The following is a 19203-nucleotide window of genomic DNA, read 5'->3' as shown; positions in this document are numbered from 1 at the left end:
GGGAACGGCTGACGCACGAAGTGCAGCTGAAGGAGTTTTTCTTTCCGGCCCTTTTCGTGAAAAAGCAAGAAGGAGAAGCCCGCAGGCTTCTCCTTCTTGCAAAACAAACTGTAACTTCCGCTGTTTATGCTCAGAGCGTAAGCGGAGAGCATTTAAAATCAAACACTCAAAGATGCGTGCTGCTCCACGGCGTCGGGGTTGGCATCGAAGATGGGCTTGAGCACATTGGCGATGAACTCCTCCACCTGCTGCGGTGCACGGCCCACAAAGTTCTCCGGCACAAGGCCCGCCACGATCTCCTCGCGGGTCAGGCCAAAGGCAGGGTCGGCAGCAATACGGTCCACCATATCGTTGGGCAGGCCCTCTTCCTTGACCTGCTTGCCGGCGGCGATGGCGTGCTGGCGCAGACGCTCGTGCAGCTCCTGACGGTTGCCGCCCTTTTCCACAGCCTGCATCATGATGTTCTCGCTGGCCATGAAGGGCAGCTCTGCCATCAGACGGCTGCGCACCACCTTGGGATACACCACGATGCCGTCGGTGACGTTGAGCATGATGTTCAGGATAGCGTCAGTGGCAAGGAAGCCCTCAGCCATGGCGACACGCTTGTTGGCGCTGTCGTCCAGCGTGCGCTCAAACCACTGGGTGCCGGTGGTGAAGCTGGGGTTCAGCACATCTACCATCAGGTAGCGGCTCAGCGCGCAGATACGCTCGCAGCGCATGGGGTTGCGCTTGTAAGGCATGGCGGAGGAACCGATCTGGTTCTTTTCAAACGGCTCTTCCATCTCCTTGAAGTTAGCCAGCAGTCGCAGGTCGGTGGCAAACTTCATGCAGCTCTGGCCAATGCCGGCAAGGGCGTTCAGGATGAAGGCATCCACCTTGCGGCTGTAGGTCTGGCCGGACACGGGGATGACCGCTTCGGGCGCAAAGCCCATCTCCTTGGCGATGGAAGCATCCACGGCGCGGATCTTATCGGCATCGCCTTTGAACAGCTCCATAAAGGAAGCCTGCGTGCCGGTGGTACCCTTGACACCGCGCAGCTGCAGAACAGCAAGACGGTGGTCGATCTCCTGCAGGTCCATCACCAGCTCGTTGGCCCACAGGGTGGCGCGCTTGCCCACAGTGGTGGGCTGAGCGGGCTGGCAGTGAGTGTAGGCCATGCAGGGCATGTCCTTGTATTCCTCGGCGAAGCGGCCCAGCTTTGCCAACACACCGATCAGCTTTTTGCGCACCAGTTCCAGACCCTGACGCATCACGATGATGTCGGTGTTGTCGCCCACATAGCAGCTGGTGGCACCCAGATGGATGATGCCGGCAGCCTTGGGGCACTGCTGGCCGTAGGCGTACACATGGCTCATCACGTCGTGGCGCACCAGCTTTTCGCGCTCGATGGCCACTTCATAGTTGATATCGTCCACATGGGCTTCCAGCTCAGCCACCATATCGGGGGTGATGTTGGTCAGGCCCTGCTCCATTTCGGCCCGGGCCAGCGCCACCCACAGGCGGCGCCATGTGCGGAACTTGTTATCGTCCGAGAAGATATACTGCATCTCGTCCGAGGAATAGCGGGTGGAAAAGGGGCTGATATAACGATCATGCTGAGACATTGATTGTTTCCTCCTGAAAGTGACTCCCCCAGTCGCCTTCCGGCGACAGCCCCCTCGGGGAGGGGGCCTTTCAGCCTCCCTCTCCGAGGGGGGTGGCATCGCATCAGCGATGATGGAAGGAGTTTTTCTCTATTCTACCATCAAATCTTGAAATAGTCCACGCCGCCCTCAAAGATCGGCTGATATTTGTCACCGGTAACGTTCTTGTACAGGTACTCGCCGCTGCGCTCCGAGTGGCCCATCTTGCCGAACACACGACCATCCGGGCTGGTGATGCCTTCGATCGCCAGCACAGAGCCGTTGGGGTTATAGCGCTGATCCATGGTGGGATTGCCCTCGATGTCCACATACTGGGTGGCGATCTGGCCATTCTTCATGAGGGTGTCCAGCACCTCCTGCGGAGCCACGAAGCGGCCCTCGCCGTGGCTGATGGCAACGGTGAACTGTTCGCCCACCTCGCACTTGGACAGCCACGGACTGCCGGTGGATGCAATGCGGGTGCGCACCAGCATGCTCTGGTGGCGGCCGATGGTGTTGAAGGTCAGGGTGGGATCGTAAGCGGTGATGGGGCGGATATCGCCGTAGGGGACCAGACCCAGCTTGATGAGGGCCTGGAAGCCGTTGCAGATGCCCAGCATCAGGCCGTCGCGCTGCTGCAGCAGACGGCGCACCGCCTCGGTGACTTCCGGGTTGCGGAAGAAGGATGCAATGAACTTTGCACTGCCATCCGGCTCGTCGCCGCCGGAGAAGCCGCCGGGCAGCATGACGATCTGGCTGTTATCGATGGCCTTGACCAGCGCCTTGCAGCTCTCGGCCACGTCGGCGGGGGTCAGGTTGCGGATGACCAGGATCTCCGGGTCGGCACCGGCGCGGGCAAAGGCCTTGGCGGTGTCGTACTCGCAGTTGGTGCCCGGGAACACCGGAATGATGACCTTGGGCTTTGCCACACCGATCTTGGGTGCGGCGGGTGCGGTCAGCTTGCCGTTGATCTTTTCCACGGTGGGGCCTGCCTTGCGGTAGGGGTACACCGGCTCCAGCTTGCCTTCCCAGATCTCCTGCAGCTGGGCCATATCCAGCTTTTCGCCGCAGGCTTCAAAGACGTATTCCTTGGTGGTCTCGCCCAGGATCTCACCGGCGGGCGAATCGGACACCATTTCCAGAACGATGGAGCCATACATGGGCTGGAACATCTCATGGGTGGTCTTATCCGCACGCATCTTGAAGCCAATGTGGTTGCCAAGGCCCATCTTGAACAGAGCCTCGGCAATGCCGCCGTAGCCCACAGAGCAGGCGGATGCCACCATGCCCTCTTCGACCATGTCCTCCACCATCTTGTAGTTGGCCTTCAGGGAGAAGAAGTTGGGGCAGCCGGTCTCGGGGTCGATGATGGGCCGGATGAGCACCACCGTGCTCTCCGGCTTCTTGAATTCGGTGGACACCACCTTGTTTGCCTTGCCGATGGCAGTGGCAAAGGAGACCAGCGTGGGAGGTACATCCAGCTTTTCAAAGGAGCCGGACATGCTGTCCTTGCCGCCGATGGATGCAATGCCCAGACCCATCTGAGCATCCAGTGCACCCAGCAGAGCGGCCAGCGGCTTGCCCCAGCGCTCCGGGGCGGTGCCCAGACGCTCGAAATATTCCTGGAAGGTGAGGTAAGCATCCTCATAGCGGAAGCCGGAGGCCACCAGCTTGGTAACGCTCTCGATGACAGCCATCTGAGCGCCCTTGTACTGGTCTGCGCTCATCAGGAAGGGGTTGAAGCCCCATGCCATGCCGGAGCAGGTGCTGGTCTCGCCGTCCACCGGCAGCTTTGCCACCATGGCGTTCTGCGGGGTCAGCTGATAGGCACCGCCAAAGGGCATGAGCACGGTGGCGGCACCAATGGTGGAGTCGAACCGCTCAGACAGGCCCTTCTTGCTGCAGATGTTCAAATCGCCCACCATGTTCTTCATCTTCTGGCTGAAGGTCAGGCCCTCCCACTGGGGCTGCCAGACCGTGGCTTTTTCCACATGGACCTTCTGGTGCTTCTCGGCACCGTTGGAGTTCAGGAACTCGCGGCTGATGTTCACAATGGACATGCCGTTCCACACCATGTTCAGGCGGGGCTCAGCCGTCACCTTTGCCACAGGAGTGGCCTCAAGGTTCTCTTCGTTGGCGAGAGCAATGAACTTATCCACGTCCTCGGGGGCCAGCGCCACAGCCATGCGCTCCTGGCTCTCGCTGATGGCCAGCTCGGTGCCGTCCAGACCCTCGTACTTCTTGGTGACCTTGTTCAGGTCGATGTACAGACCGTCGGCCAGCTCACCGATGGCAACGGACACACCGCCTGCGCCAAAGTCGTTGCAGCGCTTGATCATCCTGCAGGCATCCTCGCGGCGGAACAGGCGCTGCAGCTTGCGCTCGATGGGAGCATTGCCCTTCTGCACCTCGGCACCGCAGTGCTCAAGGCTGTCCAGCTTGTGGGCCTTGGAGGAGCCGGTAGCACCGCCCACACCATCACGGCCGGTGCGGCCGCCCAGCAGAACGATGACATCGCCGGGGGCGGGGCACTCGCGGCGGACGTGGGAAGCGGGGGTAGCGCCTACAACGGCACCGATCTCCATGCGCTTTGCCACATAGCCGGGGTGATAGATCTCGTCCACCTGACCGGTAGCAAGACCGATCTGGTTGCCGTAGGAGGAATAGCCGGCAGCTGCGGTGGTCACCAGTTTGCGCTGGGGCAGCTTGCCGGGCAACGTCTCACTGACCGGCTTGAGCGGGTCGCCTGCGCCGGTAACGCGCATGGCCTGATAGACGTAGCTGCGGCCGGACAGCGGGTCACGGATGGCACCGCCGATGCAGGTAGCCGCACCACCGAAGGGCTCGATCTCGGTGGGGTGGTTGTGGGTCTCGTTCTTGAACAGGAACAGCCAGTCCTCATCCTTACCGTTCACATCGCACTTGATCTTGACGGTGCAGGCGTTGATCTCGTCGGACTCGTCCAGATTTTTCAGGATGCCCTGCTTCTTCAGTTCCTTGGCACCGATGGTGGCAAGGTCCATCATGCAGCGGGGCTTGTTCTCGCGGCCCAGATCGGCGCGCATGGCCATGTAGCGGTCAAAGGCCTTCTGCACCACGGCATCGTCGATCTGCACATCGTCCAGAATGGTGCCGAAGGTGGTGTGGCGGCAGTGATCGGACCAGTAGGTGTCGATCATCTTGATCTCGGTGATGGTGGGGTCACGGTGCTCCGAGCGGAAATACTTCTGGCAGAACTCGATATCGCCAAGATCCATGGCAAGGCCGTTGTCCGCAATGAACTTTTTCAGCTGCTCTTCGTCCAGCTGGTTAAAGCCCTCCAGCACCTTGACCGGGGCGGGCACGGGGTACTCCATTTTCAGGGTCTGCTTGGTGTCCAGCGAAGCCTCGCGGGCCTCCACCGGGTTGATGACGTATTTCTTGATCTCGGCCACCTGCTCGTCGGTCAGGGTGCCTTCCAGCAGATAGACGCGGGCAGAGCGCACCAGCGGGCGCTCGCCCTGACTGATGAGCTGGATGCACTCAGCAGCGGAGTCGGCGCGCTGGTCGAACTGGCCAGGCAGATACTCCACTGCAAAGGACACGCCGTCGCTGGCGGGCAGCTCGGCATAGGTGTTATCCACCGGCGGCTCACTGAACACGGTGTTTGCACACTGGTTGAACAGTTCTTCGTCGATGCCTTCCACATCGTAGCGGTTCAGCAGACGCAGACCGGTAAGCGACTGGATGCCCAGCAGGCTGGTCAGCTCATTTTTCAGGCCGGTGGCTTCCACATCAAAGCCGGGCTTTTTTTCCACATAAATACGATAGACCATTGGGTAGGTTCCCCCTTATGATTCTAAAATTTATCTAGCGTCCTCGCCCTCTCCGTCAGCGCTCACGCGCTGCCACCTCCCCCAAAGTGGGAGGCCTTGGCAGTCCACGCAAAGTTCATGGTTTTGCCAAGGGCTCTCCCTTTGGGAGAGCTGGACGCGAAGCGGCCTGAGAGGGCGAGCCATTTATTCCTTCTCTGCCAGCGCCTTCAGGGCTCGCAGGCCGATATCGCTGCGCTTGTGCAGCTTTTCAAAGCTGATCTTCTCTGTCGCCTCATAGGCATGGCTCAGCGCATTGGTCAGCCGCGGGCCGGTGGCGGTGACACCCAGCACACGGCCGCCGGCCGTGACAAGGGTGCCGTCCTCGGTGATGGCGGTGCCGGAGTGGTAGACCGTCACATTCTCCTCGCCGGGCAGCTGGCCGTCCACAAGGCCTGTGATGGGCTTGCCCTTCTCGTAAGCCACCGGGTAGCCGCCGGAAGCCAGAATGACGCAGGCGGCAGCACCGTCCGAGAACTTGACCTCCTCGTTTTCCAGCGTGCCGTTGGTGCAGGCCTGCATGATGTGCAGCAGGTCGCCTTCCAGCAGGGGCAGCACCACCTGCGTTTCCGGGTCACCAAAGCGGCAGTTGTATTCGATGACCTTCGGGCCGTCCGGGGTGAGCATCAGGCCGAAGTAGAGGCAGCCCTTGAAGGGGCAGCCCTCGGCATTCATGGCCTTGATGGTGGGCAGGAAAATTTTCTCCATGCACTCAGCGGCCACTTCCGGGGTGTAGTAGGGGTTGGGAGCAATGGTGCCCATGCCGCCGGTGTTCAGGCCGGTGTCGTGGTCGTTGGCACGCTTGTGGTCCATGCTGGACACCATGGGCTTGACCACCTTGCCGTCCGTAAAGCTCAGCACACTGACCTCGGGACCGGTGAGGAATTCCTCCACCACCACATGGTTGCCGGATGCGCCGAATTTCTTATCCAGCATGATTTCCTTCACGCCGTCCGCAGCCTGCTGCTCGTTTTCGCAGATCAGCACGCCCTTGCCCAGTGCCAGACCGTCGGCCTTGATGACCACCGGGTACTTGCCCTCGGCCTTGATGTACTCCATGACCTTGGCGGGGTCGTCAAAGGTCTCGTACTTTGCGGTGGGGATGCCGTATTTCTTCATCAGGTCCTTGGAGAACACCTTGGAGGCCTCGATGCGGGCAGCGGCCTTATCCGGGCCAAAGGCCGGGATGCCCACTGCTGCCAGCGCATCCACCATGCCCAGAGCCAGCGGGTCGTCCTGCGCCACCACAACGTAATCGAACTTTTCTTCTACGGCAAAGCCCACCATGGTGTCCACATCGGTAGACTTGATGTTTTTGCACTTTGCGTCATAGCTGATGCCGCCGTTGCCGGGTGCGCACCAGATCTCGCCGCAGTCAGGGCTTTTTTTTAGTGCCTTGATGATGGCGTGCTCACGGCCGCCGCCGCCGACAACCAGAATTTTTTTCTTCATAATTGCACCTTCTCTATGCATCGGCACGGCGGAAGTTTCTCCGAGGACCGTCCGCTGGGGTGGGACCCTGCCGCCGCAGGCCGCAGGGCGGGCGATGGAATGGCCCGATTCGTGTCCGAGGAGGAAGCTTCCGCCGTGCCGTACTATCAGTGATGGAACAGCCGCAGGCCGCAGAAGGCCATTGCGATGCCGTACTTGTTGCAGGTGTCAATGACCTGCTGGTCGCGGATGGAGCCGCCGGGCTGCACGATGGCGGTCACGCCGGAGCGGCGGGCACGCTCGATGTTGTCGCCGAAGGGGAAGAAGGCATCCGAGCCAAGGCACACGCCGGTCACTTTGCTCAGATATTCCTTCTTTTCCTCTGCGGTCAGGGGCGCGGGCTGCTCGGTGAAGGTCTCTGCCCAGACGTCATCACCGATGACATCCTCCGGGGTATCGCCGATGTAAACATCAATGGCGTTGTCGCGGTTGGGCTTTGCCACATCGTCGCGGAAGGGCAGGTTGAGCACCTTATCCATGTGGCGCAACTGCCAGTTGTCGGCCTTCTGGCCTGCCAGACGGGTGCAGTGGATGCGGCTCTGCTGGCCTGCGCCCACGCCGATGGTCTGGCCGTGGTAGGTGTAGCACACGCTGTTGGACTGAGTATACTTCAGGGTGATGAGTGCAATGACCAGATCACGCTTCTGCTCCTCGGTCACGTCCTTGTTCTCGGTGACCCAGTTGTTCAGCATGGTGTCGGCGTTGATGACCAGCTCGTTGCGGCCCTGCTCAAAGGTGATGCCGTACACCTGCTTGTGCTCGATGGGAGCGGGCTTGTAGGCCGGGTCGATGGCGACCACATTGTAGTTGCCCTTTTTCTTGCCGGACAGGATAGCCAGTGCCTCCGGCTCGTAGCCCGGGGCGATGATGCCGTCGGACACCTCGTGTTGGATCAGCTTTGCGGTGGGCACATCGCAGATGTCCGAAAGGGCGATCCAGTCGCCAAAGGAGGACATGCGGTCCGCACCGCGTGCACGGGCGTAGGCATTTGCCAGCGGCGACAGCTCCATATCCGGGGCAATGTGGTACATCTTGCGTTCCACATCGGTCAGGGGCAGCCCCAGCGCTGCGCCTGCCGGGGAAACGTGCTTGAAGGAAGCTGCTGCGGGCAGACCACAGGCAGCTTTCAGCTCCTTGACCAGCTGGATGGAGTTGAGCGCGTCCAGAAAATTGATGTAGCCGGGCTTACCGTTCAGCACAGTAACCGGCAGGTCAGAGCCATCTTCCATATAAATGCGGCTGGGCTTCTGGTTGGGGTTGCAGCCGTACTTCAATGCCAGTTCGTTCATTGGTGCATCCTCCTTATTTCTCTATTGTTTTAGTCCTGTTTTTCCTCTGCGTCAAGCTTTTTGAGCAGTTCCAGCTCCTCAGGCAGCAGCTCCGGCTCCTCGGGGTCGTCCAGATCGCTGCACACAGCATCGTACTTGTTAAAGATCATGTCGCCGGTCTCGCCGGAGTCCAGATCAACGACCCGGGCAAACAGGCTCACCTTGTTGTCCGGGTTCAGGCTGCTCCACAGACCCTGTGCAAAATCGCCGATGGTGCGGGGGCAGGCAAAGCGCAGCGGCTCACCCTCAAAGCTGGGGATGGGATTTCCGTTGTGTTTGTAGGTGCTGATGAAATGGCCCTCGCCTGCAACGGGCTGCGGGTAATCAAAGAAATAGCGCTGCACGCTGTCGCCATTGCCGTCCGCAGACTTGAGAATGCTCATCTGATAGCTGCCGTCGGCGTACACCACAGCGGAGATGCGGGGGGTGTAGTTGGGGCCGTCCGGCTCAAAGGTGCGGGTGCGCAGGGCATCGGCAAAGCTCTTGCCTTGACTCATCAGGTCATAAATGGTATCGGTCTGGTCGCCGTTGGTCACGATATGGGTCTTGCCCAGCGTCAGCACCGGATTGTAAATAATGAGGCTGGGGTCCTCCAGCTTTGCGGGGTCCGCTGCGATGGTGCAGATGCCGCCGCGCTCGGGCACGGGGTCAAACACGCGGTTGCGGCTGTTCTCGCTGCGGCCCATGATAAAGTAGCCAATGAACATCTGACGGCCATCCGGAGCCATTGCCACAGCAATGCCGCGGCCGGGATACTCGTTGGATGCCAGATACTCGTTCAGGTTGATCTTTTCCATTGTTGTTCTCCTTTACGGATAACGACCTCGCCCTCTCCGTCAGCGCTGACGCGCTGCCACCTCCCCCAAAGTGGGAGGCTTTGGCAGTCCACACAAAGTTCATGGTTTTGCCAAGGGCTCTCCCTTTGGGAGAGCTGGACGCGAAGCGGCCTGAGAGGGCGAGCCAGTTTATCTTTTCACTCAATTTCTCCGCTGCACACCATAGCCACGGCCTTGGGCAGCAGCTTCCACTCGGCCTGCTCCATCACACGCTTCTGCAGCACCTCGGGGGTGTCGCCGGGCAGGATGTCCACGGCCTTCTGCAGCAGGATGGGCCCGCCGTCGCACTCTTCGTTCACGAAGTGGACGGTGGCACCGGTCACCTTGCAGCCCCGGGCCAGAGCCGCCTCATGCGGACGCAGACCGTACATGCCGGGCCCGCAGAAAGACGGGATGAGTGCCGGGTGCACATTCAGGATGCGGCGGGGATACGCTTCAATGACACTGGGCCCCAGCACGGACAGAAAGCCTGCCAGCACCACCAGATCGATGTTGTGGTCTTTCAACGTTTTCAGCAGAGCTGCGTCAAAATCCTCACTACTGGCGTAATCCTTGCGGCGCACCACGCAGCCTTCCACACCGGCCTTTGCGGCCCGTTCCAGCGCATAGACACCGGGCTTGGAGGCCACCACAAGGGTGATCCTGCCGTTGGGGTTCTCGCCTCGGGCTTCGCTGTCCAGCAGAGCCTGCAGGTTGGTGCCGCCGCCGGAGACTAAAACTGCAATGTTCAGCACAGCTCCACGCCCTCACCTTCTGCAATGACGCCCAGACGGTAAGCTTCCGGCTCACCGTTTGCGTGCAGGATGTCCAGCGCCTTGTCGGCCTGCTCTGCGGGGACGGTGAGCACCATGCCCACGCCCATGTTGAAGGTGTTGAACATATCGTGCTCGGAGATATTGCCGGTCTTCTGCATCAGCTGGAACAGAGCCGGGGTGCGGACATCTGCCTTGTTGATGCGTGCGCAGCAGCCCTTTTTCAGGCTGCGGGGAATGTTCTCGTAGAAGCCGCCGCCGGTGATGTGGGAAATGCCCTTCACATCCACCTCTTCCAGCACCTTGAGCACAGGCTTGACGTAGATCTTGGTGGGAGCCAGCAGGGCCTCGCCCAGCGTCTTGCCGCCCAGCTCTGCAGGGGCAGTGTGCAGCACATCGGGGTTTGCGTCAATGTCAAAGATCTTGCGCACCAGCGAGAAACCGTTGGAGTGCACACCGGTGGAAGGCAGGGCAAGAATCACATCACCGGCTGCCATGGTCTCGTTGCTCAGGATCTTTTCCTTATCCACAACGCCCACGGTGAAGCCGGCCAGATCGTACTCCTCCTCCGGCATCATGCCCGGGTGCTCGGCAGTCTCGCCGCCCACCAGAGAGCAGTCGGCCTGCACGCAGCCCTCAGCCACACCCTTGACGATCTCTGCGATCTTCTCGGGAATGTTGCGGCCGCAGGCGATGTAATCCAGGAACACCAGCGGCTTTGCACCGGCGCAGATGACATCGTTCACGCACATAGCCACGCAGTCGATGCCGATGGTATCGTGCTTGTCCATGATCATGGCAATTTTCAGCTTGGTGCCCACGCCGTCGGTGCCGGAGATCAGCACCGGGTGCTTGTAGCCGGTGCAGTCCAGCTCAAACAGGCCACCAAAGCCGCCCAGACCGCCAATGCAGTGCTCGTTCATGGTGCGGGCCACATACTGCTTCATCAGTTCAACAGAGCGATAACCGGCGGTGATATCCACACCGGCGGCTGCATAGCTTTCAGAATAGCTTTTTTCCATGGTCTTACTCTCCTAACTTTTTCTCGTCCTTGGGACGGTCGTTCAGGTGGCGTTCGTGAATATCGGTGGAAAGCACCTCGTCCGGCTTCACGGCATATTCGCCGGTAAAGCAGGCGGTGCAGAATCCGCATTTTGCGTTCTTTGCAAGCTGGACAACATGCTCAGTGGAAAGGTAGCCCAGCGTATCGGCCCCGATCACTTCATTGATCTGCTCGACCGTGCGGCCGGTGGCCACCAGCAGTTTCTGATCCGGGATGTCAGTGCCGAAGTAGCAGGGGTACTTGAACGGCGGTGCCGACACCATAAAGTGCACCTCGGTGGCACCGGCATCCCGCAGCAGCTTGATGATGCGGGCAGATGTGGTGCCGCGCACGATGGAGTCATCCACCAGCACCACCCGCTTGCCCTTGACCGTGCTGGAAACGACGTTCAGCTTGATGCGCACGCTGTTCTCGCGCTGCTTCTGGCTGCCCTGAATGAAGGTGCGGCCGATGTACTTATTCTTAATAAAGCCGATGCCATAGGGGATGCCGCTCTCCTGCGAGTAGCCGAGCGCTGCATCCAGACCGGAATCCGGCACGCCGATGACCACGTCCGCTTCCACGGGGTGCTCCTGCGCAAGGAACCGGCCGGCCTGCTTGCGGGCCTCGTGCACCGAGCTGCCCTCGATGATGCTGTCCGGGCGGGAGAAATAGATGAACTCGAACACGCACATCTGGGTGTCCGGCCGACCGCAGTGATCCTTGATGCTGCGCAGCTCACCGGTTTTTGCGTCTGCCACCACGATCTCGCCGGGCTCCACGTCCCGCAGCAGGGTGGCACCGGCAGCGTCCAGTGCACAACTCTCGCTGGCAAACACGTAGCCGCCGCCGGGCAGGGTGCCGATGCACAGGGGCCGATAGCCGCGGGGGTCGCGCACGGCGATCAGCTTGGTAGCGGACATGATCACCAGACTGTAGGCACCCTCCAGCACATCCATCGTCTTGCTGATGGCGGTCTCGATGCTGCCCATGCGCAGGCGGTTGCGGGTGATCAGGTAGCAAATCACCTCGGTATCGGAGGAGCCGTGGAAGATGGCACCTTCATTTTCCAGCTGGCGGCGCAGCTCGATGGCGTTGGTCAGGTTGCCGTTGTGGCACAGTGCCATGGTGCCGCGGCCGTGCCGGACGATCATGGGTTGTGCATTGGCCCGCACGCGGCTGCCTGCCGTGGCGTAGCGCACGTGACCGGTAGCCATGTGCGCATTGGGGTTTGCCAGACTTGCCAGCACCGCCGGGGTGAACACCTCGTTCACAAGGCCGAGGTCGCGGTGGCCGTTGATCACGCCATCATCGTTCACGGCGATGCCGCAGCTCTCCTGACCACGGTGCTGCAGGGCATACAGAGCCGAGTAGGCCGCAGCGGCCACATCCTCGGTACCGGCACGGTCGTAAATGCCGAAAACGCCGCATTCTTCGTGCAGCGGATATGCAAAATCAGACATTGGTTCTCCTTTACAGCTGGGCGATCTCAGCCTGCAGCTTTTCCTCTTTGGCAGCGATCTGTGCGGCCATGGCGGTGCGCTCTGCTGCCAGCTTTTCGGCCAGAGCGTCGTCGCTCAAAGCCAGAATTTCCGCAGCCAGCCATGCGGCGTTCTTGGCACCGTTCAGAGCCACCGTTGCCACCGGGATGCCGCTGGGCATCTGCACCGTGGCAAGCAGGGCATCCATGCCGTCCATGGCACCGCCCTTCATGGGAATGCCGATCACCGGCAGGGTGGTGTTGGCAGCAAAGGCACCCGCCAGATGTGCTGCCATGCCTGCTGCGCACAGGATCACGCCGAAGCCGTTGGCACGGGCGCTTTTGGCAAACTCCGCTGCCCCGGCAGGGGTGCGGTGTGCCGAAAGGATGTGCGCCTCAAAAGGGATGTCCAGCGCTTTCAGCTGGGCACATGCGCCCTTTACCACCGGCCAATCGCTGTCAGAACCCATGATCACAGCCACTTTACGAACCATATCCAAACCTCTCTTTCTCAACCGACAAACAAAAAAGGCTGCGGTACACCCGTACCACGGCCTTTAATTCTGCGTATGCTCTCCCGACGCTTTGCACAAAGTTGCACGATGCCCCTGACATGCCCGAATGTTGTTTCGACCCATGAGACCCGGCAGCATCTTCATCATTGAAGTTCTCCTCCGCAGTTCCTTGTGCTTGCGTTTTCAGGCGGCGGAAAAGCCCTTTCTGCGGGCCGCCGTCCCTGTACTACATACAGTTTACGGCAAAAAAACATCTTTGAAAAGAGTGTTCCCACAAATTCTACCTTGTGTTTTCATGCCGTCAAAAAACTTTCAAAAGTTTTGTGCAGTTTCGACATTGTTTTTCTTTTTAAGTATGACTTATAGTTTAAGTATATTTTATGTAAATAGGATGCGTTAACTTTTTGTACAATAGACGGACTTTTTTAAAAAATAATTTTTGCTGTAATTGCCCGTGCAGCACGGATGAGGTCCGCCGGGGCACAGCACACCTGCGTGCCGATGCGCCCGCCGGAGACATAGACCTTCTCCTGCGTCAGCACGCTCTCATCGAACACAGTCTTATACTGCTTTTTCATGCCTACCGGGCTGCAGCCACCGCGCACATAGCCGGTGACCTTGTTGATATCGGCCACATGGATCATGGCAACGCTTTTTTCGCCCACACTGCGGGCAGCGGCTTTCAGATCCAGCTCTGCTGCCACCGGAATGACGAACACAAAATAGTTTTTGCTATTGCCCTGCGTCACCAGCGTCTTATACACGCATGCAGGGTCTTCGCCCATGCTGCCTGCTACATCCACACCTGCCACGGCAACGCCCTCTTCATGAGCGTACTCGTGGGCGGTGTAGGGCACCTTCTCGCGCTCCAGAATGCGCATGGCATTGGTTTTTGCTTCTTTTCCCATTGTGGTATTCCCCTTTATATTTAGCTGGTTCTATTCTTAAGTATGATGGCATTGGGTCAGCGTCCTCGCCCTCTCCGTCATTGCTAACGCAATGCCACCTCTCCCAAAGTGAGAGGCTTTGGCAATCCACGCAAAGTTTCCGTTTTTGCCAAGGGCTCCCCCTTTGGGGGAGCTGCTGAGCGCAAGCGAAGCTGAGAGGGCGAGCCTGCTTTTCCTTTTCCTGCCCCCATTCTACCACTTTCTTCAAAAAAATTCAAAATTCTCTTGACTTCAGTTTCCTGAAGTGATATCATAGCGTCACACACTTCAGAACCCTGAAGTTTGACACTGCAAGCTGCGGCAAAGGAGCCGGTCTCCCTCGCCGTTTCACACGATAAGGCAAAGGAGACAAAACACTATGATCATCGTACTCAAACAGGACGCACCTGAGGTACAGGTACGCGAGTTCTGCCACGAACTGCAGGATATGGGCCTGCAGATCAACGATTCCAAGGGCAGTGAGAGCCACATTCTGGGCCTGATCGGCGACACCAAGGCCGTGGCCGAGAGCTGGGTGCTGGCAAACCCGGTGGTGGAGACCTGCCGCCGCGTGACCGAGCCTTATAAGAAGGCCAACCGCAAGTTCCACCCGGACGACAGCGTGATCGATGTGGACGGCGTAAAGATCGGCGGCGGAAACTTTGCGGTCATTGCAGGCCCCTGCAGCATTGAGAGCGAAGAGCAGATCACCTACTGCGCACAGCGCGTGAAGGCTGCGGGTGCTTCCCTGCTGCGCGGCGGCGCATTCAAGCCCCGCACCTCGCCCTACTCCTTTCAGGGTATGCGCAGCGAGGGTCTCGACCTGCTCAAGCTGGCACGCCGCGCCACCGGTGCTCCCATCGTGACCGAGATCATGAACACCGAGCACCTGCCCCTGTTCGAGAATGTAGACCTCATTCAGGTGGGTGCCCGCAACATGCAGAACTTTGAGCTGCTCAAGGCCGTCGGCCGTCAGAAGAAGCCGGTGCTGCTCAAGCGCGGCCTTGCCAATACGCTGGAAGAGTTCGTAATGAGCGCCGAGTACATCATGGCTGAGGGCAACGAGAACGTCATCCTCTGCGAGCGCGGCATCCGCACCTTTGAGACCAGCATGCGCAACACCCTCGACCTTGCCGGTGTGGTGATGCTGCACAAGATGACCCACTTGCCCGTTATTGTGGACCCCAGTCACGCCTGCGGCCACGCATGGATGGTGCCGGATCTGGCAAAGGCCGCTGTTGCTGCCGGTGCCGACGGCCTGATGATCGAGGTGCACAACAACCCCGCCAAGGCAAAGTGCGATGGTGCCCAGAGCCTGACCCCCGACCAGTTCGACGAGCTGATGCAGTTCATCGGCAAAGAGGTGGAGTTCTTTGGCAAGAAGCTGAACTGATGATTTGAAAGATCCTCCGCTTCGCTCTGGATATATTCAGCGGAAAGAATATTTTTGATATTGCAAACAAGCCAGACCTGCGGGTCTGGCTTGTTTGCTTTTTCACGGGAGGGTTCGTGGATATAAACGGCATCTTCCGGTTCTGCCCCTTTTCCTGTGAAAAAAGCAACCCCAGGGCGCTTGCGGTCACCCCGGGGTTGTTACAAGAATGATCTACTTTTTCAGGAGATCAGGCTCTTTTCCTTGGCCTTATCCCAGACAAGGCAGGTTTGGAGCTTGGTCACATAGCGATAGGGGCGGAACTCGTTTTCCTTCACATCGTCCATCAGACCCTGCTCTTCCATCCAGCTGGCAGCCTGCCGCAGATGAAGGTCGGCGTCATCGATGTCGCTGAAGCTCTTCACCGTCTGCGGTTCCGGGCAGCCGGCCTTTTCCCAGATCAGGGTCGCCAGACCGGCGCGGTTGGAGGGCATGGGGACGCCGGGCATATTCAGCACGCGATAGATGCCGGTTCCGGTTTCGTAAATGCCCCACACGGCTGCACCGGTCAGCGCAACAGCCGCAATGCCGGCCACCACATCGCTGCTGCCGCCGCCGCTCGGGTTGTCGATGTCACCATTTCCACCCTGATACAGCGCTTCGACGGTCACGTTGCAGCCGGGCATCTCAAAGTGTGCGGTCTGATCATCGCCCAGATCCAGCTCTTTGCCATCGTCACGCACGGCGCTCCAGCCGAGGAACTCTGCGCCCTCTGCGCCCTCCGGGATGTTTGCCGTCACGGTCACGGTGGTGTTTTCCGGCACAACGGTGGCAGTATCCAGCTCCTGCTCCCCGGCACCGAGGTCAGCGGTTGCCTTCGCATTTACAGCGTTGACGATGTTGCCGTTGGCATCTGCCAGATAGCGGTATTCCACGCCATCATCGCCGCGCTTATAGCCGATGATGTAGCCAGAATTCATGCTGAAGAGTTTCAGCTTGTTCTGGTAAGGAGAGTCCTCGTTGTCCGTTGTGATCTGACGGCCCCGCGCAGGGTCATCCACCCGGATCTTTGCCGTGCCGGCAAAGCTTTTTTTGATGTTGATCTGCTGGTCATTTCCCAGACTAATATCATCATCAGTATTATTCTCAAAGGTCACAGCCTTCAGGTCGATCTCCGAATCGCCTGCATCGGCCACACGGACACCGGTGACGCTGTTGCGGATGGTGCCGCCGTTCAGCTGCACATCGCCGCTTTCGCCCGAAATGTCAATGGCGGTGCCGTTCGGCGCTTCGACCGTGCCGCCATTAAGGCGCAGACCTCCGCGGTTTTTGACAGCAATCCCGGCGTCCGTAGTAAAGCTGCCGCCGTTGATCCGTACCTGACCCCAGTTGTTGTCAATGCAGCTGGCACCCTCAGACGCAAAGGTTCCGTCTGTTGTGATGCCCTTGTTAATGGTCAGGTTTGCAGAGTTGTTGACAAAGCAGCTTTTTGTGCCGGTGGTTTTGAAGTCGCCGCCATTGACGTCCACCGTGCCGGTACTGTTAAGGATAACAGGTTCCTCGGAGGTCGCTGTAACATCGTTCAACGTCATGTGGCCGCCATTAAAAACCCAAAAAACAGCTCTATTGGCATTCGGGTTGTAATGTGTATACTTACCCCCGTTAATAATCACCCTTCCAGAACTTGAAACTGTCAGACAGTAAGCATTCGATTCCATTTCTGCGTCATTTACCGTAAGCGTACCAGCAGGAACCATGCCTACATTGAGACCTTTCGATGTGTATTTACCTTTTTCAATTGTCACCTGTGCTGACGGAGAAGCTACATTTATGAAGTGTTTTGCATACGTTGCACAGTCAACTTCATAATTGGCTTCATTATCAATATTTACGATTCCTGCATTTGCCACATTGATAAAAGGATCAGAATTTTTGAATGTAACCTTACCTTTAATGGCAATATTCACCGGCTGTGTCGTATCGGTTACATTGATCACGATTGTACCAGTATAAATCCCCTCCGGGATCTCGTAATTGCCGCCTTTGGTGATGGTCGTGCCTGTAGTCGGGATCGTTTTGGCTGCGGTATCTTCCTGCGCAGTTACGCCATTTTCAGGCGTACCCCCCCCCCAGAGCAAGTGCATTGACCGGAAGTACAGATGTCATCATACATGCCGCAAGCACTGCACTGATGAGCCGCATCTTCTGTTTTTTCATCCTCAAAACCTCTGCTTTCTGTTAAATTTCTGAGACTTATGTCTCGCATTTTTAGTATAGCACCTCTATTTTCTGCATACAATCTTCACCTGCACTGAAATTTGCCTTGTAATTTCTTCTAATTTTTGTTGCCTTTGCTCGAAATTCTCCGAAACTTTTCCCGGTAGTACCGGCCCCCCCGGCATTCCATTTTTTGCGTATTTGTGTTATACTATAGTGTATTTGCAATCCACCCTGAAATGAGGTTTTTTTATGAAAGCACATATCGCACGCAACCAGAACGCCGGTGTCCCGCTGGTTCTGGGCTGGAACCTTTCCCCCGCCGACCGCGGCAAGCTGGAAGGCATGGCTCCTGCCTTTGGCATGAAGGTGCTGCTCGTCTCCCCTGCCGATGCGGGCAAGACCGTGGCACAGCTGCTGGGCGAGGTGGAGACCAAGGCCGCCCGCACGCTGGTGCTGGAACCGGGTGCCTACCCGCCGGCAGTGGTTCTGGCCAACTTCAAGGAGAAGGATGTGGACACCCTGCTGGATCTGATGAAGCAGGCACAGGTCACCATTCCGCTCAAGGCCGTTGTGACTTCCTCCAACCGCAGCTGGGTGTTCGGCGATCTGCTGGCCCACCTGCAGGAGGAGCACGCCGCCTTTACCGCCGCAAAGGAGAACCACACCGTATGAAGACCCGCGCAAAACGTTTCGTCAGCGCCCTGCTGGCCGGGGTGCTCTGCCTGAGCCTGCTGGCAGGCTGTGCCTCCAAAAAGAAAGAGCTTACCCGCTATTCCACCGTTTTTTATGATGTGTTCGATACCGTAACGCAGGTGATCGCCTACTGCGAGAGCGAGGAAGAATTCAACACCCAGATGGATGCCCTGCACGCAGACCTTATTACCTATAACCAGCTGTATGATATCTACAACGATTACCCCGGCGTGACCAACGTCAAGACCATCAACGACAATGCCGGCAGCGCTCCGGTGGAGGTGGACGACCGCATCCTCTCCATGCTGGAGCTGGCCGACCAGATGTACCAGACCACCAACGGCAAGCTGAACATTGCCATGGGCAGCGTGCTGAATATCTGGCACAATTACCGCGAAGCTGCCGAAGCCGCCGAGACGGATGCCGACAACAAGCTGCCCACCATGGAAGAGCTGGAAGCAGCCGCCCAGCACTGTGATATCAACAACGTGATCATCGACGCGGATGCCAAGACCGTTTATCTGGCCGACCCGGAAATGTTGCTGGATGTGGGCAGCGTGGGCAAGGGCTACGCCGTGGAAATGGTGTGTCAGGCTGCCGAGGCCCGCGGCCTGACCAGCGCTCTGGTGAGCGTGGGCGGCAACCTGCGCGCCATTGGTGTAAAACCGGACGGCAGCCAGTGGACCGGCGGCGTGGAAAACCCGTGGAGCTCTTCGGATGTATACACCTCGGATTCCATGCTGGACGGTGCCATCAACATGAGCGATATGGCCCTTGTGACCAGCGGCGACTACCAGCGCTACTACGTGGTGGACGGCAAGCGCTACCACCATCTGATCGACCCGGACACCCTGTTCCCCGCCGCCTACTTTAACGGCGTGACCGTGCTGTGCAGCGACTCCGGCCTTGCCGACTGCCTGACCACCGGCCTGTTCTGCCAGCCGCTGGAGGACGGGATGAAGATCGTGGAAAGTCTGGACGGCGTGGAAGCCATGTGGTGCACACCGGATCAGCAGGTCATCACCTCTTCCGGCTGGGATTCCCATTTGAAAAAGTAACCCTTAAAACGGCAAAA

Annotated in this window: 14 protein-coding genes; 3 read left to right on the top strand and 11 right to left on the bottom strand. The window is 58.8% G+C overall.

Annotated features, from left to right (window positions below; translation table 11 throughout):
* Window positions 1-158: 158 nt before the first annotated feature.
* The 10 genes from purB to ybaK form a co-directional block, all read right to left on the bottom strand.
* Window positions 159-1604, bottom strand: coding sequence for an adenylosuccinate lyase (gene purB / locus WMO17_RS09500; RefSeq protein WP_097775220.1), 1446 nt, complete (start codon window positions 1602-1604; stop codon window positions 159-161).
* A 140-nt stretch (window positions 1605-1744) separates the two neighbouring features.
* Window positions 1745-5437 (bottom strand): phosphoribosylformylglycinamidine synthase, encoded by a 3693-nt coding sequence (locus tag WMO17_RS09495; protein ID WP_097781585.1) that lies wholly within the window; start codon window positions 5435-5437, stop codon window positions 1745-1747.
* Window positions 5438-5620: 183 nt separating this feature from the next.
* Window positions 5621-6925, bottom strand: a complete 1305-nt coding sequence (gene purD, locus WMO17_RS09490) for a phosphoribosylamine--glycine ligase (protein ID WP_349137963.1) — start codon at window positions 6923-6925, stop codon at window positions 5621-5623.
* A gap of 146 nt (window positions 6926-7071) precedes the next feature.
* The gene (locus WMO17_RS09485; protein WP_097775217.1) at window positions 7072-8253 is read right to left on the bottom strand and encodes a phosphoribosylaminoimidazolecarboxamide formyltransferase; all 1182 of its coding nucleotides are present in this window, start codon (window positions 8251-8253) and stop codon (window positions 7072-7074) included.
* A gap of 29 nt (window positions 8254-8282) precedes the next feature.
* Window positions 8283-9089 carry an IMP cyclohydrolase gene (locus WMO17_RS09480; protein WP_005944460.1) on the bottom strand — a complete coding sequence of 269 codons (807 nt, stop codon included), beginning with the start codon at window positions 9087-9089 and terminating at the stop codon, window positions 8283-8285.
* Between the two features lie 176 nt (window positions 9090-9265).
* Entirely contained in the window at window positions 9266-9862 is a 597-nt protein-coding gene (gene purN, locus WMO17_RS09475; protein WP_005944461.1) for a phosphoribosylglycinamide formyltransferase, read from the bottom strand.
* Window positions 9856-10902 carry a phosphoribosylformylglycinamidine cyclo-ligase gene (purM, locus tag WMO17_RS09470; RefSeq protein ID WP_097775215.1) on the bottom strand — a complete coding sequence of 349 codons (1047 nt, stop codon included), beginning with the start codon at window positions 10900-10902 and terminating at the stop codon, window positions 9856-9858. The genes purN and purM overlap by 7 nt, the downstream gene beginning before the upstream one ends.
* Window positions 10903-10906: 4 nt before the next feature.
* Window positions 10907-12385, bottom strand: a complete 1479-nt coding sequence (gene purF / locus WMO17_RS09465) for an amidophosphoribosyltransferase (protein WP_005944463.1) — start codon at window positions 12383-12385, stop codon at window positions 10907-10909.
* 10 nt (window positions 12386-12395) lie between these two features.
* The gene (purE, locus tag WMO17_RS09460) at window positions 12396-12896 is read right to left on the bottom strand and encodes a 5-(carboxyamino)imidazole ribonucleotide mutase (protein ID WP_097775213.1); all 501 of its coding nucleotides are present in this window, start codon (window positions 12894-12896) and stop codon (window positions 12396-12398) included.
* Between the two features lie 446 nt (window positions 12897-13342).
* Window positions 13343-13825, bottom strand: coding sequence for a Cys-tRNA(Pro) deacylase (ybaK, locus tag WMO17_RS09455; RefSeq protein ID WP_005944468.1), 483 nt, complete (start codon window positions 13823-13825; stop codon window positions 13343-13345).
* Window positions 13826-14222: 397 nt separating this feature from the next.
* Between ybaK and aroF the strand changes: the two genes are divergently transcribed.
* On the top strand, window positions 14223-15236 hold the full coding sequence (gene aroF, locus WMO17_RS09450; protein WP_005944470.1) for a 3-deoxy-7-phosphoheptulonate synthase: 1014 nt from the start codon (window positions 14223-14225) through the stop codon (window positions 15234-15236).
* Between the two features lie 221 nt (window positions 15237-15457).
* Here the strand turns inward: aroF and WMO17_RS09445 are convergent, their stop codons facing one another.
* Window positions 15458-16807, bottom strand: coding sequence for a hypothetical protein (locus tag WMO17_RS09445; protein ID WP_349137962.1), 1350 nt, complete (start codon window positions 16805-16807; stop codon window positions 15458-15460).
* Window positions 16808-17684: 877 nt separating this feature from the next.
* Here WMO17_RS09445 and WMO17_RS09440 point away from each other — a divergent pair.
* A complete protein-coding gene (locus tag WMO17_RS09440) occupies window positions 17685-18107 on the top strand; it encodes a DUF3783 domain-containing protein (protein WP_349137961.1) in 423 nt (140 codons plus the stop codon).
* On the top strand, window positions 18104-19186 hold the full coding sequence (locus tag WMO17_RS09435; protein WP_005944473.1) for an FAD:protein FMN transferase: 1083 nt from the start codon (window positions 18104-18106) through the stop codon (window positions 19184-19186). Before WMO17_RS09440 ends, WMO17_RS09435 begins: the two co-directional genes overlap by 4 nt.
* The last annotated feature ends 17 nt before the right edge of the window (window positions 19187-19203 follow it).

The sequence above is a fragment of the Faecalibacterium faecis genome (genome assembly GCF_040096475.1).
In the GTDB taxonomy this organism is placed as follows: Bacteria; Bacillota; Clostridia; order Oscillospirales; family Ruminococcaceae; genus Faecalibacterium; species Faecalibacterium taiwanense.
Note: the sequence above shows the minus strand (reverse complement) of the source record. Positions and strands in the feature narration are given on the sequence as shown.

Coding starts and splice junctions, on each gene's coding strand:
- purM (WP_097775215.1), bottom strand. CDS start 10,902: ATGGAAAAAAGCTATTCTGAAAGCTATGCAGCCGCCGGTGTGGATATC.
- purE (WP_097775213.1), bottom strand. CDS start 12,896: ATGGTTCGTAAAGTGGCTGTGATCATGGGTTCTGACAGCGATTGGCCG.
- purD (WP_349137963.1), bottom strand. CDS start 6,925: ATGAAGAAAAAAATTCTGGTTGTCGGCGGCGGCGGCCGTGAGCACGCC.
- aroF (WP_005944470.1), top strand. CDS start 14,223: ATGATCATCGTACTCAAACAGGACGCACCTGAGGTACAGGTACGCGAG.
- WMO17_RS09435 (WP_005944473.1), top strand. CDS start 18,104: ATGAAGACCCGCGCAAAACGTTTCGTCAGCGCCCTGCTGGCCGGGGTG.
- ybaK (WP_005944468.1), bottom strand. CDS start 13,825: ATGGGAAAAGAAGCAAAAACCAATGCCATGCGCATTCTGGAGCGCGAG.
- purB (WP_097775220.1), bottom strand. CDS start 1,604: ATGTCTCAGCATGATCGTTATATCAGCCCCTTTTCCACCCGCTATTCC.
- WMO17_RS09440 (WP_349137961.1), top strand. CDS start 17,685: ATGAAAGCACATATCGCACGCAACCAGAACGCCGGTGTCCCGCTGGTT.
- WMO17_RS09495 (WP_097781585.1), bottom strand. CDS start 5,437: ATGGTCTATCGTATTTATGTGGAAAAAAAGCCCGGCTTTGATGTGGAA.
- WMO17_RS09445 (WP_349137962.1), bottom strand. CDS start 16,807: ATGACGTTGAACGATGTTACAGCGACCTCCGAGGAACCTGTTATCCTT.
- WMO17_RS09480 (WP_005944460.1), bottom strand. CDS start 9,089: ATGGAAAAGATCAACCTGAACGAGTATCTGGCATCCAACGAGTATCCC.
- purF (WP_005944463.1), bottom strand. CDS start 12,385: ATGTCTGATTTTGCATATCCGCTGCACGAAGAATGCGGCGTTTTCGGC.
- WMO17_RS09485 (WP_097775217.1), bottom strand. CDS start 8,253: ATGAACGAACTGGCATTGAAGTACGGCTGCAACCCCAACCAGAAGCCC.